This is a genomic window from Vibrio ezurae NBRC 102218, assembly GCF_000467185.1.
GTDB lineage: Bacteria > Pseudomonadota > Gammaproteobacteria > Enterobacterales > Vibrionaceae > Vibrio > Vibrio ezurae.
Genome location: NZ_BATM01000045.1, coordinates 51,112 through 67,735 on the forward strand (window position 1 = coordinate 51,112; position 16,624 = coordinate 67,735).

The following is a 16,624-nucleotide window of genomic DNA, read 5'->3' on the forward strand; positions in this document are numbered from 1 at the left end:
CGGCAAGTAGATTTATTGCTATAAGACTAGTCAAGGATCGCTTTATAGTTCAGTTAGTTAGCTTGTTTTTGTGGTTCAATGCTCACTTCTTCAATATTGCTCGCTGGCGCATCCAGTTTGATGAACATAGCCAGAACCCCCATCGCCGACATCGCCCAAAATACATTCGCTCCCCATAGCTCGTAACCCCAACCACTCAAGGCGGTCATGGCAGCCATTACCACCCCAAGCGGAATGGCATTGTATAGCGCCTGCAGCGCCACCATTTTGTTTGCTGGCGAGTTTTGGATATAACGAATAGCAGCAATATGCGCCAAAGCAAAAGTGATGCCGTGAAGTAGTTGTATTAGCACTAGCGCAAACAACATAGTAGTCGAAGCGGTTAAGCCCCAACGCACGATCACACCGGCAGAAGCGACTAAAAACAGAGCGCGCAGTGACCACTTACCAAACCAGCGATTGCTAAAGGCAAAAATCGCCACTTCGGCAATCACACCTAAGCTCCACAGATAGCCGATAATGTCAGCAGTGTAGCCCGCTTCTTTCCAGTGAATAGAGCTAAATCCATAGTAAGCAGCGTGACTGCCCTGAATCAGCGCAATCAAAGCAATAAACTTAATCACTGGCCATTCACGCAATAACTGGCTCAGTTTTGGTCGCTTCGATTCAGTATTGCCTTGTGTCACTGGCATCGGCGTAGGATTGCGCATCGACACTAAAATAGAAAATGCAATCCCGGCTAAAGCGGTATACACAATGAAATCCACGCCAAAGTGCGCCACCAGAAAACCTACCACCGTCGAGCCGACAATAAAGGCAATCGAACCCCACAGACGAGTTCGACCATAGTCGAGCATTTTTAAGCGTGCATAGTGATTCGCCATTGCATCAGACAGCGGCACTATCGGCCCGCAACACAGGTTAAACAAAATGGTCGCCACCGCCATGAGCCAAAAACTGCCACCGGTAAAAAAGTGGAAGGCAATAAATGCCAGCGAGGCCAAACTCAATACGCGCAAGGTCGGAATTAAATGCTCAACCTTATGGATGCGAGGCGTAATCACTAGGTTGGCGACACAACGCGTAGCAAAAGCAATACCGAGCAACAAGCCAATGTCAGATGCAGAAATACCTTGGTCTTTAAACCATAACGCCCAAAACGGCAGGTACACGCCATAGGCAAAAAAGAACCCCAAGAAATACTGGGAAATCCACGCATAAGGTGATGGCTTCAACATTCATAATCCAACAATAAACTGATTTAGGGCGCAATTATGAAGTGAACCTTGTGGAATAAAAAGGGATAACTGTTATTTCACCTTTTCCCTATTCGGCCAATCCCTATTAGACCAAAGTCGTCTGGAGCTTATTGGAGAATTTGGCACACTAGTCACTATTAAGGTTTGTCGCCAAAGGATGAAGTCTGCATGCCTGAGAAATTTAATACCCAACATCCCCCTTTTGACCGCCTCAACTCGCAGCAAATAAAGCAGTTGAAGGCTTCGTTAGACATTGCCTACTTCCGCGCTGGCGATATTTTGATAGACAGCGGGCAATCCAGCACCCACTTATATGTGCTAATTAAAGGCGCCGTAGAAGAAAGGCAGCAAAGCGAAGTGTTTGCTCACTACGGACACGATGATCTTTTTGATGTGCGCTCACTGTTTGAGGGAAAAGTTCGCCACCAATACGTCGCCCTAGAAGATGTATTGTGTTACCTACTGCCCAGTAAGGTTTTTCTTGAGCTGTTCAACAAGAATCAATCCTTTGCTGACTATTTTGATAGCCGTTTATCTAAGCGCCAACAACTCATTACCGAAGCCAAAAAACAGCAAAACCTTGCCGAATTTATTCTGACTAAAGTGGATGAGTCTATCTATCATCCTCCATTAATTTTAACGCCAGACACCAGTATCCAACAGGCAACTGTACTGCTCAACAATGATGATATTGATGCCGCATTAGTTGAACTTGCCGCAGACGATCCCCGATTACAGCAAGCACCTAACGCCTCTCCGTATGCCATAGTCACCCGCACTAACCTGCTGCATTCTCTAGTATTACAACAGCTAACAATGAGCACGCCTGTAGCGGATATCTCTACCTTCCCCGTTTATGAAATCAAGCAAGGTGACTTTGTATTTAACGCTATGCTCACCATGACTCGCCACAAAATGAAGCGAGTCATGGTGGTTAAAGACAAACAAGCGGTTGGCATGTTGGATTTGACCCAGATACTCAGCTCATTCTCTTCGCACTCTCACGTTTTAAGCCTGAGTATTGCCCGAGCAAAAAGCATCGCAGAGCTAGCGCAAACCTCACAACGTCAAAATGACTTTGTAAAAAGCTTATTGGTGAATGGCATACGCACTCGATTCATCATGGAGCTTATTTCGGTACTCAATGAGCAGATTATTGAGAAAGCCTTTCAGCTAATTGTGCCTAAAGAAGTTCAGCCGCACTGCTGTCTACTGGTATTAGGCTCTGAGGGGCGCGGTGAACAAGTGCTAAAAACCGATCAAGACAATGCCCTAATTATTGAAGAGGGTTATGAGTGGTCGCAGTGCCAGTCAGTGATGAACGAACTCACCGAAACCTTATTGCAACTTGGCTACCCACTGTGCCCCGGTCAAGTCATGGTGAATAACCCGCTTTGGGTGGCAACCCAGAGTCAATGGCAACACAAAGTAACGCAATGGATAGCCATGAGTAATGCCGGCTCGGTGATGCAACTTGCCATATTCTCCGATGCCCTGCCTGTAGCTGGCAATAAACAGCTTGTTGATCCAGTTTTAGACGCCTTGCATACTAGCCTAAAAGGGCGAATGCTCACCCTATCGGACTTTGTCAAACCTGCGCTGCAATTCTCTGTGCCATTAACCCTATTTGGCAAAGTAAAAGCGCGCAAAGATGGCTTAGACATCAAGCAAGGTGGCATTTTTTCTATTGTGCATGGCATTCGAGCACTAGCGTTAGAGCATGATATTCGTCAGCGTAATACCTTTGATCGAATCCAAGCTCTGCATCAACTTGGTTGTCTTGAAAGTGACACTGCCGATAACCTCAGTGAAGCCTTAAAACTCTTTTGTAAACTGCGTCTAGCTCAACAACTAGCACATCAAGATGCGTCAAATAATCTCGACCTCAACGCCTTAGACAGAACCGAACGAGACCTGCTCAGACATAGCTTGCATGTGGTGAAAAAATTTAAGCAATTCCTTAGCTATCACTATCAGATAAGGGATTAATTATGAACTGTTTACTGAAACAATACTGGCATTGGAAACTGCAAGGCTCCCCTTTTCAGTCATTATTTACACACAGCGATAGTGACAATAACGAATACGTCTCCATTGATTGTGAGACCACCAGCTTAGAGCCCACCCGAGCGGAGCTTGTCACCATTGCCGCCACTAAGATTATTGATAATCGAGTCATCACTAGCGCCCCATTGCACATCAAACTCAAAGCCCCGCAGTCATTAGACGAAAGTTCAATAAAGGTGCATCAAATACGCCATCAAGACCTTGGTGATGGCTTAGATGAAAAAGAAGCGCTACAGCAGTTGCTCGATTTTATCGGCCAGCGCCCTATTGTGGGCTATCACATTCGTTACGATAAACGCATTTTGGATATTGCGTTTAAAAAGCATTTTGGCTTTCCATTGCCCAACAGCATTATTGAAGTCAGCCACATCTACCAACAAAAGCTCGAAAGACACCTGCAAAACGCCTACTTCGACCTAAGCCTTGAAGCCATTTGCCGTCATTTAGAATTGCCGATACGAGATCATCACAACGCACTGCAAGATGCGATCACCGCCGCCTTGGTTTTTGTGCGCCTCACCAAAGGTGATCTGCCCAGTCTTAACATGCCTCATATCAAGTAAAGATCAGCCTCTCAACTTACAAAATAACGGTTAATTTTCACGGTGATAACGCTCATCTCATCCTAAAGTCTAATTGTGGAAATAGCCTAGGTAATAGAAAGTGATATCTATTACTTATACCAATCGTCAGATAGCGAAACAGCGGTTAAGCCAGCGCAGTTAAAAAAATAGCCGTATTCACAAGGAGATCAGCAATGAGTGAAACCCACATCTATCCAGTAAAACAGAACATAAAATCTGTCACCCATGCAGACAACGATACCTACTTGAGCATGTATCAGCAGTCCGTCAGTAACCCAGAAGCATTTTGGGCGGAGCATGGCAAAATTGTCGACTGGATTAAGCCCTTCACTAAAGTCAAAGAAACCTCTTTTGACACTGGGCATGTAGGTATCAAATGGTTTGAAGATGGCACCTTGAACGTATCGGCCAACTGTATTGACCGTCACCTTGCGACGCGCGGCGACGAAGTAGCGATTATTTGGGAAGGCGATGACCCCGCCGACGATAAAACCCTCACCTTTAATGAACTGCACCAACAAGTGTGTTTATTTTCTAATGCACTAAAAGCCGAAGGTGTAAAAAAAGGCGATGTTGTCTGCCTGTATATGCCAATGGTTCCCGAAGCGGCCGTCGCGATGCTGGCATGTACCCGCATTGGCGCGGTGCATACTGTAGTGTTTGGTGGTTTCTCACCTGAAGCACTGGCAGGACGCATTGACGATTCAGATGCAACAGTCGTGATTACCGCCGACGAAGGTGTGCGTGGTGGACGCGCGGTGCCACTCAAGAAAAACGTAGACCAAGCGTTGAGCAACCCCAATGTCACAACCATAAATAAAGTGATTGTTTTTCAGCGCACTGGCGCGGATGTGGCTTGGAATGCCGATGTGGATGTTTGGTGGCATGACGCTATCGCCAATGTAGACGCGGATTGTCCTCCTGAAGAAATGAACGCCGAAGATCCCCTATTTATCCTTTACACCTCTGGTTCAACGGGCAAACCTAAAGGGGTACTGCACACCACTGGCGGCTACCTTGTGTATGCCACTATGACCTTTAAATACATCTTTGATTACCAGCCTGATGACATATTCTGGTGTACCGCTGATGTAGGCTGGATAACCGGTCACTCATACCTAGTGTATGGCCCTCTTGCCAATGGCGCGACCACCATCTTATTTGAAGGTGTCCCTAATTATCCCAACACTAGCCGCATGAGTGAAGTGGTCGATAAGCACCAAGTCACGCTTCTCTATACAGCGCCGACCGCTATCCGCGCGTTAATGGCAAAAGGTGATGAAGCCATTCAAGGCACCAGCCGCGACAGCTTGCGCATTATGGGCTCAGTGGGTGAACCGATTAACCCAGAAGCGTGGGAGTGGTATTACAACACTATCGGTGATGCAAAATCGCCAATTGTGGATACTTGGTGGCAAACCGAAACCGGTGGAATCCTCATCTCACCACTTCCGGGGGCAACAGACCTAAAACCGGGCTCTGCCACTCGTCCATTCTTTGGCGTGCAACCTGCGCTGGTGGATAACATGGGGAATCTGATTGAAGGTGAAGCGTCAGGCAACTTGGTGATTCTGGATTCATGGCCGGGCCAAATGCGCACTGTTTATGGCGATCATGACCGATTTGAACAAACCTATTTCTCTACCTTCCAAGGCATGTACTTTACTGGAGATGGCGCACGACGAGATGAAGACGGTTACTACTGGATAACAGGACGTGTGGACGATGTACTGAATGTATCCGGTCACCGCATGGGGACCGCCGAACTAGAATCGGCATTAGTCGCGCACGATAAAATTGCTGAAGCCGCTATTGTGGGCGTTCCACACGATATTAAAGGCCAAGCCATTTACGCTTACATCACTCTCAATGCCGATGAATACCCAAGTGCGGAACTGCACAAAGAAGTGAAAGAATGGGTAAGAAAAGAAATTGGCCCGATTGCCGTTCCGGATACTTTGCACTGGACAGATTCGCTACCCAAAACCCGTTCCGGTAAGATCATGCGCCGTATTTTGCGCAAAATTGCCACCGGAGATACCAGCAATCTTGGTGATACCTCAACACTGGCCGACCCAAGCGTGGTAGAAAAATTGATCTCAGAGAAAGGTGAACTGGTATAACGACCTATCCTCCTGCCAATAGCCGTCACATCGTGACGGCTTTTTCATTTAAATACGCTTACAAATTAACCATAATAAAATTAAATAGTTAACCTATGCTTATAAAATCAGCATTCTTCATAGTTGAATAATGGCAAATCTAGACTAACTTTCAGCCTCTCTTGGGTGATTAGACCAGTAAATTGCTGTTAATTTCGCTGAATTAGCTATAATCATGCGCTAATTTGTCTTTTGACATAATTCTGACTGGAAATTATTCAGAATTCGTAAAATAATTAAAGGCAACAGTGAATAACTCACATTAACGGAAGATAGCGACAAGATGACGACAAAATCACGTGTTCTACTCCTAAACGGTCCAAACTTAAACCTGCTCGGCAAACGAGAGCCAGAAGTTTATGGTTATGCGACGTTAAATGACATTATCAATGATCTGCAACAACAAGCCGATCAAGCTGGAATAGAACTGACCCACGTTCAGTCTAATCGTGAATACGAACTTATAGAAGCTATCCACAATGCGATGGGAGAGATTGATTTCATCATCATCAACCCAGCTGCATTCACTCACACCAGTGTCGCGCTAAGAGACGCACTGCTCGGTGTCAATATTCCGTTTATTGAAATACACCTATCCAATGTACACGCCAGAGAGCCATTTCGTCATCACTCCTATCTATCCGATAAAGCGGTTGGGGTGATATGTGGGCTAGGCGCACAGGGATACAACTTCGCATTGTCGGCAGCGAAACAACACCTGCAGGCAAAATAAATCTGAGCCATCTCGATGACCACGAGAGGCCACACACAAGACAAGAGAAGAATCATGGACATTCGCAAAATAAAGAAGTTAATCGAACTAGTAGAAGAGTCTGGAATTGCAGAACTTGAGATTTCTGAAGGTGAAGAATCAGTACGCATCAGCCGTCACGGCAATGCACCTGTTGCACCAATCCAATATGCAGCAGCACCTGCTCCTGTAGCAGCACCCGCTCCTGTTGCGGCTCCAGCAGCTGCACCAGTGGCAGAAGCACCTGCGGCAGCACCAGTTGATGCTGGCCATAAAGTTCTTTCTCCAATGGTCGGTACTTTCTACCGCGCTCCTGGTCCAGATACAAAATCATTTGTAGAAGTAGGCCAATCTGTTTCTGCTGGCGACACTATCTGTATCGTTGAAGCAATGAAAATGATGAACCAAATTGAAGCCGATAAATCTGGCGTAGTTACTGCAATTCTTGTTGAAGATGGTGCTCCGGTAGAATTCGACCAAGCTCTGATCGTTATCGAATAATAGAGGTCGATATTATGCTAGACAAATTAGTCATCGCGAACCGAGGCGAAATTGCGCTTCGTATTCTTCGCGCATGTAAAGAGCTAGGTATTAAAACCGTAGCTGTTCACTCAACAGCTGACCGTGATCTTAAACACGTTCTACTTGCTGATGAGTCAATCTGTATCGGTCCTGCTCGCGGTATCGACAGCTACCTAAATATCCCACGCATCATTTCAGCAGCAGAAGTTTCTGGTGCTGTAGCGATCCACCCAGGCTATGGTTTCCTTTCTGAAAATGCAGATTTTGCAGAACAAGTAGAAAAATCAGGCTTCATTTTTGTGGGTCCTAAAGCTGAAACCATCCGTATCATGGGTGACAAAGTTGCTGCTATCAACGCGATGAAAAAAGCGGGCGTACCTTGTGTTCCTGGTTCTGACGGCCCTCTTGATGACAACGATGCAACAAACAAAGCTCATGCTAAGCGCATTGGCTTCCCTGTTATCATCAAAGCATCTGGCGGCGGCGGCGGTCGTGGCATGCGTGTCGTTCGCTCTGAAGGTGAACTAGTAGAAGCTATCGCTATGACTCGCGCAGAAGCAAAAGCAGCCTTCAACAACGACATGGTTTACATGGAGAAATACCTAGAAAACCCTCGTCACGTTGAAGTTCAAGTTATTGCTGATGGTCAAGGTGGCGCAATCCACTTAGGCGAACGTGACTGTTCTATGCAACGTCGTCACCAAAAAGTCGTTGAAGAAGCACCAGCGCCAGGTATTACTGACGATATGCGTAAGTACATCGGTGAGCGTTGTACTCGTGCTTGTCTTGAAATCAACTACCGCGGTGCAGGTACTTTTGAGTTCCTATACGAAAACGGCGAGTTCTACTTCATTGAAATGAACACCCGTATTCAAGTAGAGCACCCAGTAACTGAAATGGTCACTGGCGTTGACCTAATTAAAGAGCAGCTTCGTGTTGCCGCAGGTCAACCTCTATCATTCACCCAAGATGACATCAAACTTCGTGGCCATGCTGTTGAATGTCGTATCAATGCTGAAGATCCAGAGCGTTTCCTACCTTGCCCAGGCAAAATCGAACGTTTCCATGCTCCTGGTGGCATGGGTGTTCGTTGGGAATCTCACATCTACTCAGGTTACACAGTGCCACCTCATTACGATTCAATGGTTGGCAAACTGATCACCTTTGGTGAGAACCGTGATGTTGCTATCGCACGCATGAAAAATGCACTCAGCGAAATGATCATTGAAGGCATTAAAACTAACGTCCCTCTACAGCTCGACATTATGAATGACGAGAACTTCCAACATGGTGGTGCAAACATCCACTATCTTGAGAAGAAGCTGGGGCTACAATAAGTATTAATCAACAATGACGTCACCGTCATTTGGTTAGTATACAGTGCCATTTAAGGGTCGCTGCTAATTCTATTAGCGGCGACCCTTTTTCTTTGTATAGATGAAGTTGGTTAAATTTACTGCTAAAATCCACGCCAATTATCAATACTTAGAGTGAACTCCATGCCTTGGATTCAAATCAAACTTAACGCCACTGACAAAAACGCTGAGCAAATCGGTGATATGTTGATGGAACAAACTGGTGCCCTTTCTGTTACTTTCCTTGATGCTAAAGATACGCCTGTATTTGAGCCACTACCGGGTGAAACACGCTTATGGGGTGAAACAGATATTCTTGCCCTATATGACGCAGAAGCCGACACTCAGTGGATTTTACAGCAAATCGAAGCGAGCCAACTTCTTGAACAAGGCTTTGCTCATAAAGTAGAGCAGCTTGAAGACAAAGACTGGGAACGTGAGTGGATGGATAATTTCCACCCAATGAAATTTGGTGAGCGTTTGTGGGTATGTCCAAGCTGGCGTGAAATCCCTGAGCCTGATGCTGTGAATGTAATGCTTGACCCAGGTCTAGCATTTGGCACAGGCACACATCCCACTACATCACTGTGTTTAGAGTGGCTAGAAGGGCTAGACCTTACCGATAAAACCGTGGTCGATTTTGGCTGTGGTTCAGGCATTCTTGCGATCGCCGCGATCAAACTGGGGGCTAAAAAAGTCATCGGGATCGATATCGATCCACAAGCGATCTTAGCGTCTACCGCCAATGCAGAGCGCAATGGTGTAAAAGAGCAACTGGAACTCTACCTACCTCAAGATCAGCCTGAAGGTCTGATTGCCGATGTGGTCGTAGCGAATATTTTAGCAGGCCCATTGCGTGACCTTTCTGCTGTCATCAAGTCATTAGTTAAAGAAAACGGTGAACTTGCAATGTCTGGTGTACTGGATACTCAAGCTGAAGACGTTGCAAACTACTACCGTGATCAGTTTGATATTGCCCCAATTGTAGAGATGCAAGAGTGGTGTCGCATCTCTGGAAAAAAGCACTCTAGTTGAGTCATATCAAATATTGAGCAAAAAACAGGCAAGTTAGCGAATATTTTTTGAAATGCTCAAATATTAGGCTTTTCACGCGCGCAAAAAATGCGTAAAATGCGCGCCCTTGCTGTTAATAATGTGACCATGATTTGAAAATCGGTAAATACGAACTTAAGAATAATTTGATTGTAGCACCTATGGCTGGCGTTACAGACAGACCCTTTCGAGAGTTGTGTCTTCGATACGGTGCTGGTATGGCGGTCAGTGAAATGATGCTAGCCAACCCTAAGACATGGAATACATCAAAATCACTGCAACGAAGAGTACATGAAGCCGAATCGGGCATTCGCTCAGTACAGATTGCAGGATCAGATCCACAATTAATGGCAGAAGCTGCGCAATTTAATGTAGAGAGCGGTGCGCAAATCATCGATATCAACATGGGTTGCCCAGCTAAAAAAGTGAACAAGAAACTAGCGGGTTCAGCGCTACTAAAGCATCCAGATATTATTCAACAAATTCTGAAAGCGGTAGTAGATGCGGTCGATGTCCCTGTGACATTAAAAACCAGAACCGGTTGGGATACAGAACATAAGAACTGTGTCGAAATCGCTAAAATAGCCGAAGACTGCGGCATACAAGCCCTCGCTCTACATGGTAGAACGCGGACCTGTATGTACAAAGGAGAGGCCGAATACGAAAGCATCAAAGCGGTTAAGCAAGCTATTTCGATACCTGTGATTGCCAATGGCGATATAGATAGCCCCGAAAAAGCAAAGCATGTACTGGAATTTACCGGTGCAGACGCCTTGATGATTGGTCGCCCTGCCCAAGGTCGTCCTTGGATTTTTCAAGAAATCCAACATTATTTAGAAAACGGCACCACGATGCCCGAGCCTCCTATGCAGGAAGTAAAAGACATCATGCTTGGTCACGTTCACGAACTTCATCAATTTTATGGTGAATTCTTAGGTCCGCGCATTGCAAGAAAGCATGTGGGTTGGTACCTAAAAGAGCACGAACAAGCACGTGAGTTTCGCCGTGTCTTCAATGCTATCGAAGTTGCCCCTGCGCAATTAGACGCATTAGAAGAGTATTTCAATTCCTATCATTGATAGGGATATGGTTGCATTATAATTACGAGAAGAGCTAGATTGAATATGTTCGAACAAAACCTGACTTCTGAAGCACTAACAGTTACTACAGTAACTGCTCAAGACCAAATCGCGCAAAAACCACTTCGCGACTCAGTAAAAGTTTCAGTTAAAAACTATCTTGCACAATTAAATGGTCAGGATGTAGACGACCTTTATGAGCTAGTGCTAGCTGAGGTTGAACAACCACTACTAGACATGATCATGCAATACACTCGCGGCAACCAAACTCGCGCTGCATCTATGATGGGTATCAACCGTGGTACACTTCGTAAGAAACTTAAAAAATACGGCATGAACTAAGCATTACTACGCATTAGTTTTAGTCGCTAGAATGATAAAGCTTACCAAATTTGGTAAGCTTTTTTTATATATGTACTCTCTCCAAAACCCTCTATCACCTCAAAAATGATCACACATCTTTTCATTTATATAGTTATTGAGTTGAAACCTATAAAAAGCTAGTACCGCTGACACAACCATAAATCCGTTTACTTTCCCGCCTAAAACACCATAAATGATCACTTATTATTTCATTTATATAGTTATTGGGTTCAAACAATCAAAAAGCCAGTACGCATGCACACCTCTATTAATGAATATGAGTGACTTTCTGTGGTTTCCCCTGTTGAATAGATTCCTCATAATAAAAAAGAAATCAAAATTGAACCAAGGTAGAGAACAATGAAGCACCTAAAATTGTGGGTATTACGTCACGGGCAGTGTGAAGGTGGCAATATCTTAAGAGGACAAGTGGACGTATTGCTCAGCCAAGCAGGACATTCACAAATGGACAACGCATTCTCTACTCTGCCTCAATTGCCAACTGAGATCATCAGCTCACCTTTGCAACGATGCGCGATTTGGAGCAACAACACCGCCTTAGACAAGCAGCTAACGATGAACACCAATAATGCCTTTACTGAAATGAACTTTGGTGACTGGGATGGCAAAACCTTTGATGAGCTTTATCAGAACTCAGCTGAAAAAATGGATGCTTTTTGGCGTAACCCTTGGGATAAACAGAACAGCCCGCCAAATGGTGAAACTTTAGCGAACTTTGAATTGAGAGTGTTAAATGGATTATCACAACTGCTGAGCCAGCACACTCATCAAGGCACCGCAACGGATACACCGAACTCTCTGCTATTGGTGACTCATGGCGGTGTGATTAAAGTTATTTTAGGGCACATATTAAACGCCCAACAAAGTAATCAACTCTTTAGCCAACTGACTTTACCCTATGCGGCGCGACTCGAAGTGGATGTTTATTTTCCTGATACCCCAACCCAGCCACCTACGGAACAAACCGAACCTGTCAGCATAGACTCCGTAAGGCAGCAGCTACAAAGGTATCAATTCAATGTTCACTGGCCGAGTATATAAAGGCCCTTAACATTACTCGCATTAAATTGACAATAAGCAGAACACTTCTTGGCATCATAACCTGTTGCTTAAAGAAGAAGTCTCTTTATTGCAACATATTGAACCACAAAGAATAACCTGCCAGTATGAGACTCCGTTGTCAGCGCCTTTGTACTGCAGGCTCACACAACAATATGAAATATACACTCGCCATCGCATAGCATAGGAGTTGCAATGTTTTCTGTAGACCCAGTAAACCACACGCTAGATGAACAAATCCGTCATATCATTGATCAAAAAACTAAACCATTGGGTGCCTTAGGCCAACTTGAAGCTCTTGCAGCGCAAATTGCTCGAGTTCAAGCGACAGGTACCGACAGCCTGAGCCGATTAACCATCACCAAACCCGCAATGCTGGTATTTGCCGCTGATCATGGTATTGCTGAATACGGCGTATCGATTGCGCCAAGTGCTGTCACCACACAAATGGTGTACAACTTCGTTGCTGGCGGTGCTGCTATCAATGTGTTCAGTCGTCAAACTGGGTTTAATCTTGAAGTCATTGATTGCGGGATTCTAGAGCCATTGGCAGACCCTACAGGGGTGACACAACAACGCCTAGGCACAGGAACCGCTCCTATTCACAAAGCTCCTGCGATGAGCCTTGAACAAGTTGAGCAAGGTTTTAGCTACGCGAATGAACTTATTCAGCGCCATCAACAGTCTGGCTGTAATTTAATAGCTCTTGGCGAAATGGGGATAGGCAATACCTCATCAGCGACCGCTATAATGTCAGCACTATTAAATGTAGAAGTAAGCCAGTGTGTGGGACGTGGTACAGGCATTGACGACGACGCTTTGCAGTTAAAAACAACACTACTTAATCAAGCGATAGAGCTACATCGCGATCAACTCACCTCTCCTAAGCAGATTTTGGCTCACTTGGGTGGCTTCGAAATCGTCCAAATGACAGGAGCTATTCTTGCCGCGGCCCAGAGAAAAATGCTCGTGGTCATTGACGGCTTTATTGCCACAGCAGCGGCACTAGTGGCTGTTGAACTGCACCCTGAAGCACGTGATTATCTGATCTTTGCGCATCAATCGAATGAAAGTGGTCACAAATTAATGCTTAAGCATTTAGAGGCAACCCCACTACTGCATCTAGACCTAAGACTGGGTGAAGGTACTGGCGGAGCATTGGCTTTACCTTTGATTCAAGCGGCAACTAACTTTTATAACGATATGGCAAGCTTTGGTGATGCTGGCGTCAGCAACGTAACCTAAATAAACCGCAAAACTATTGTTATACAAAACTTAAGCACTACCGCCATTCACTATTACGTGTCGGTACAAAAAAGTAGTGCTTGATGCCATATTGTGCAGCTTATTCCAACATAGGCTGCACAATAAAAATAAGAAAAAGGAAAACCAATGTCGGTACTTGCTAATAAATATCGCCAGTTAAATCTACTTCTCGTTGCCGTCAGTTTTTTCACTCGAGTTCCCGTCCCGCATTGGGTTGATTATGGTGCTGATCATTTAAATCGTGCCAGTCGCTACTTCGGGGCTGTTGGTGTGCTCGTTGGTGGTGTCAGTGCGATTGTCTTTTATTTAGCGCAACTGATCCTACCCACTTCAGCGGCCATTATCCTTGCCATGATCGCCAGCGCTCTACTCACTGGGTGCTTTCACGAAGACGGCTTAGCGGATACCGCAGATGGCTTAGGTGGCGGTTGGACCGTCGAAAAGAAACTCGCCATTATGAAAGATTCACGTCTAGGTACATATGGCGCTTTGACACTTGCTCTGACGCTGTTTCTAAAATGGCAATTGCTTGTCGAGCTTTCCGCTCTTGGTCCTTATGTCGTGTGCAGTGCACTCGTGTGTAGTCATGTACTCAGCCGCGTTGTCGCATCCAGTATGATTTTCAGCGAAAAATACGTTCAAGACACTGACGTCAGCAAAGTGAAACCTTTAGCGAATGAGCAACACAGCAAAGATTTAAGCATCTTATTGTTTACAGGAGCTGTCGCACTACTTGGACTGAACAGCATTATGGTCGCTATGATTGCGAGCATAAGCCTACTGTGCGTCCGCTACGCGCTTTGTCTATTCTTTAAAAAACAAATTGGCGGTTACACTGGTGATACGCTCGGTGCAACACAACAGATAAGCGAAATTGTCTGCTATATCGTCATTTTAAGCGTTGGATTAAGTTAATGATTCAGTTAGTGATTGGGGGAGCTCGTAGCGGTAAAAGTCGTTACGGTGAAGCGTTAGTGGCGACATATTCTGAGCAAGGACAAGAGTGCGTGTACTTAGCAACGGCTCTCGCCTTCGACCAAGAAATGCAAAATCGAATTGAACGACATCAACGGGATCGCACCACGACTCACCCAACACGCTCACCCATTCACTGGCAACTGATTGAGCAGCCACTGTATGTGGCAGAGGCTTTACTGGCTCTGGATAAACCTAATCAAACGATTTTCATTGATTGCTTAACCTTATATCTGACGCAGCATTTATGTCGCGACTCTCAGCAGATTAATTTTATAGAGCCTCCCCTCGCTCCGCCATTGCGAGAAGCATCAATACCATTGAGTCTGCATTGGCAAGAACAAAAGCAACGTCTGCTAGAGGCTTTACCCAAACTACAAAGCAATATCATACTCATCAGCAACGAAATCGGTTCAGGAATTGTGCCAATGGGCGAACTTAGCCGAGAGTTTGTCGATGAAGCGGGCTGGTTAAACCAAGCCGTTGCCGAAGTTGCCGACAAAGTCACATTGGTTGTGGCTGGTCTTCCTATGACATTAAAGGACACTCACTAATCCAATGAGTCATTCACATTCTCTTAAGTCCCGACCTTCTATTCATGGTTCTTTAATGGTGCAAGGCACCACATCCGATGCTGGTAAAAGCACCTTAGTGGCTGGGTTGTGTCGTTTGTTTACTCGCTTGAACTACAATGTTGCTCCTTTTAAGCCACAAAACATGGCGTTAAATAGTGCCGTTACCGCTGACGGTGGCGAAATAGGCCGTGCTCAAGCTTTGCAGGCGATCGCCTGTAAATTACCGCTGCACACCGATTTTAACCCTGTACTGCTAAAACCAAGCTCAGATACTGGATCGCAAGTCATCCTGCAAGGAAAAGCACTCACCACCTTAGAAGCCAAGTCATTTTTTGGACCAGAAAGTCAGGATTACAAAGCCAAAGCGATGGCGGCCGTTATGGACTCTTATTCGCGCTTGCAACAGCAATATGACATGGTCTTAATTGAAGGTGCTGGCAGCCCAGCAGAAATTAATTTACGCGAAGGTGATATCGCTAATATGGGCTTTGCCGAAAAAGCAGATTGCCCAGTCATCATCGTGGCTGATATTGATAAAGGCGGCGTATTCGCTCACCTTGTAGGCACAGTTGCCCTATTAAGTGAATCAGAACAAGCCAGAGTAAAAGGCTTTGTCATTAATCGCTTTAGAGGCGACGTTAGCTTGCTTCAACCGGGAATAGATTGGCTTGAAAACTACACGCAAAAGCCAGTGCTGGGCGTGTTGCCCTATTTACACGATTTACATCTGGATGCCGAAGATGCGTTAATCGATGATGAAATCAATCAAGCGGACCTTAGTAAGAACAATACTTTAAATGTCCTAGTTCTGGTCTTTCCTCGCATCAGCAACCACACCGACTTTGATCCTCTGCGCTTGCACCCTCAAGTCAATTTCAACTACATCACCCTAAACGACGACATTAACCAAGCTGTTCAAGGTGCGGATTTGATTATTGTTCCGGGCAGTAAAAATGTACGCGCAGACTTAGCCTTTATGCGAGAGCAAGGTTGGGATGAAGCCATCAACCGTCATTTACGGTATGGCGGTAAAGTCATGGGCATCTGTGGTGGCTATCAAATGCTAGGGCAAGAAATTGATGATCCCGACGGTATCGAAGATATTGCAGGTTGTTCACAGGGGTTAGGGCTATTACCCGCCTACACGCAGCTAAAAGCCGATAAAACCCTATCCCAAGTACAGGGACAATTGCAGATTGGTTCAGACACGGCACCTTTCCAAGGCTATGAGATCCACTGTGGCGAAACGAGCTTATTAGAGAATGCACATGTACTCTCAGAGCATTCCCCTATTCGCTTTGAATCAGGAATGAAGGATGGCATGCTCACAACCGACAAACGCATCTTAGCCACCTATGTGCACGGCATATTTGACTCACCGCAAGCCTGCCAGTTACTGCTGAAATGGGCCGGTTTAAAACAAGCTCAAACCATAGATATTAACCTCATTCGAGAGCAACAACTGGAACGCTTGGCTGACGTCCTAGAAGATCACTTAGATATGGATAAGTTAGCTAGCTTAATTCAGTAAGG

15 protein-coding genes are annotated in these 16,624 nt (G+C 45.4%); 14 read left to right on the forward strand and 1 reads right to left on the reverse strand.

Annotated elements, in window-relative coordinates:
• Positions 1 to 53: 53 nt before the first annotated feature.
• A complete protein-coding gene (locus VEZ01S_RS13555) occupies positions 54 to 1,238 on the reverse strand; it encodes a 3-phenylpropionate MFS transporter (RefSeq protein ID WP_021714617.1) in 1,185 nt (394 codons plus the stop codon).
• Positions 1,239 to 1,427: 189 nt separating this feature from the next.
• On the opposite strand from VEZ01S_RS13555, the gene VEZ01S_RS13560 reads away from it, so the two are divergent.
• From VEZ01S_RS13560 to VEZ01S_RS13625, 14 genes are all read left to right on the forward strand, one after another.
• Complete coding sequence (locus VEZ01S_RS13560; protein WP_021714618.1) at positions 1,428 to 3,248, forward strand: DUF294 nucleotidyltransferase-like domain-containing protein; 1,821 nt, start codon at positions 1,428 to 1,430, stop codon at positions 3,246 to 3,248.
• Between the two features lie 2 nt (positions 3,249 to 3,250).
• On the forward strand, positions 3,251 to 3,889 hold the full coding sequence (locus VEZ01S_RS13565; protein ID WP_021714619.1) for a 3'-5' exonuclease: 639 nt from the start codon (positions 3,251 to 3,253) through the stop codon (positions 3,887 to 3,889).
• Between the two features lie 194 nt (positions 3,890 to 4,083).
• Positions 4,084 to 6,033, forward strand: coding sequence for an acetate--CoA ligase (acs, locus tag VEZ01S_RS13570; protein ID WP_021714620.1), 1,950 nt, complete (start codon positions 4,084 to 4,086; stop codon positions 6,031 to 6,033).
• A 322-nt stretch (positions 6,034 to 6,355) separates the two neighbouring features.
• Entirely contained in the window at positions 6,356 to 6,805 is a 450-nt protein-coding gene (aroQ, locus tag VEZ01S_RS13575) for a type II 3-dehydroquinate dehydratase (RefSeq protein WP_021714621.1), read from the forward strand.
• Between the two features lie 54 nt (positions 6,806 to 6,859).
• Positions 6,860 to 7,324 (forward strand): acetyl-CoA carboxylase biotin carboxyl carrier protein, encoded by a 465-nt coding sequence (gene accB, locus VEZ01S_RS13580; RefSeq protein WP_021714622.1) that lies wholly within the window; start codon positions 6,860 to 6,862, stop codon positions 7,322 to 7,324.
• Positions 7,325 to 7,338: 14 nt separating this feature from the next.
• On the forward strand, positions 7,339 to 8,682 hold the full coding sequence (accC, locus tag VEZ01S_RS13585) for an acetyl-CoA carboxylase biotin carboxylase subunit (RefSeq protein ID WP_021714623.1): 1,344 nt from the start codon (positions 7,339 to 7,341) through the stop codon (positions 8,680 to 8,682).
• Between the two features lie 162 nt (positions 8,683 to 8,844).
• Positions 8,845 to 9,735, forward strand: a complete 891-nt coding sequence (prmA, locus tag VEZ01S_RS13590) for a 50S ribosomal protein L11 methyltransferase (RefSeq protein WP_021714624.1) — start codon at positions 8,845 to 8,847, stop codon at positions 9,733 to 9,735.
• A gap of 131 nt (positions 9,736 to 9,866) precedes the next feature.
• Positions 9,867 to 10,832, forward strand: coding sequence for a tRNA dihydrouridine synthase DusB (gene dusB / locus VEZ01S_RS13595; RefSeq protein ID WP_021714625.1), 966 nt, complete (start codon positions 9,867 to 9,869; stop codon positions 10,830 to 10,832).
• A gap of 45 nt (positions 10,833 to 10,877) precedes the next feature.
• Complete coding sequence (gene fis / locus VEZ01S_RS13600) at positions 10,878 to 11,174, forward strand: DNA-binding transcriptional regulator Fis (protein WP_017027299.1); 297 nt, start codon at positions 10,878 to 10,880, stop codon at positions 11,172 to 11,174.
• Positions 11,175 to 11,555: 381 nt separating this feature from the next.
• The gene (locus tag VEZ01S_RS13605; protein ID WP_021714626.1) at positions 11,556 to 12,257 is read left to right on the forward strand and encodes a histidine phosphatase family protein; all 702 of its coding nucleotides are present in this window, start codon (positions 11,556 to 11,558) and stop codon (positions 12,255 to 12,257) included.
• A 213-nt stretch (positions 12,258 to 12,470) separates the two neighbouring features.
• Positions 12,471 to 13,520 (forward strand): nicotinate-nucleotide--dimethylbenzimidazole phosphoribosyltransferase, encoded by a 1,050-nt coding sequence (gene cobT / locus VEZ01S_RS13610; RefSeq protein WP_021714627.1) that lies wholly within the window; start codon positions 12,471 to 12,473, stop codon positions 13,518 to 13,520.
• A gap of 147 nt (positions 13,521 to 13,667) precedes the next feature.
• The gene (locus tag VEZ01S_RS13615; protein WP_021714628.1) at positions 13,668 to 14,456 is read left to right on the forward strand and encodes an adenosylcobinamide-GDP ribazoletransferase; all 789 of its coding nucleotides are present in this window, start codon (positions 13,668 to 13,670) and stop codon (positions 14,454 to 14,456) included.
• Complete coding sequence (gene cobU, locus VEZ01S_RS13620; RefSeq protein WP_021714629.1) at positions 14,456 to 15,070, forward strand: bifunctional adenosylcobinamide kinase/adenosylcobinamide-phosphate guanylyltransferase; 615 nt, start codon at positions 14,456 to 14,458, stop codon at positions 15,068 to 15,070. Before VEZ01S_RS13615 ends, cobU begins: the two co-directional genes overlap by 1 nt.
• A gap of 4 nt (positions 15,071 to 15,074) precedes the next feature.
• Positions 15,075 to 16,622, forward strand: coding sequence for a cobyric acid synthase (locus tag VEZ01S_RS13625; RefSeq protein WP_021714630.1), 1,548 nt, complete (start codon positions 15,075 to 15,077; stop codon positions 16,620 to 16,622).
• Positions 16,623 to 16,624 lie beyond the last annotated feature (2 nt).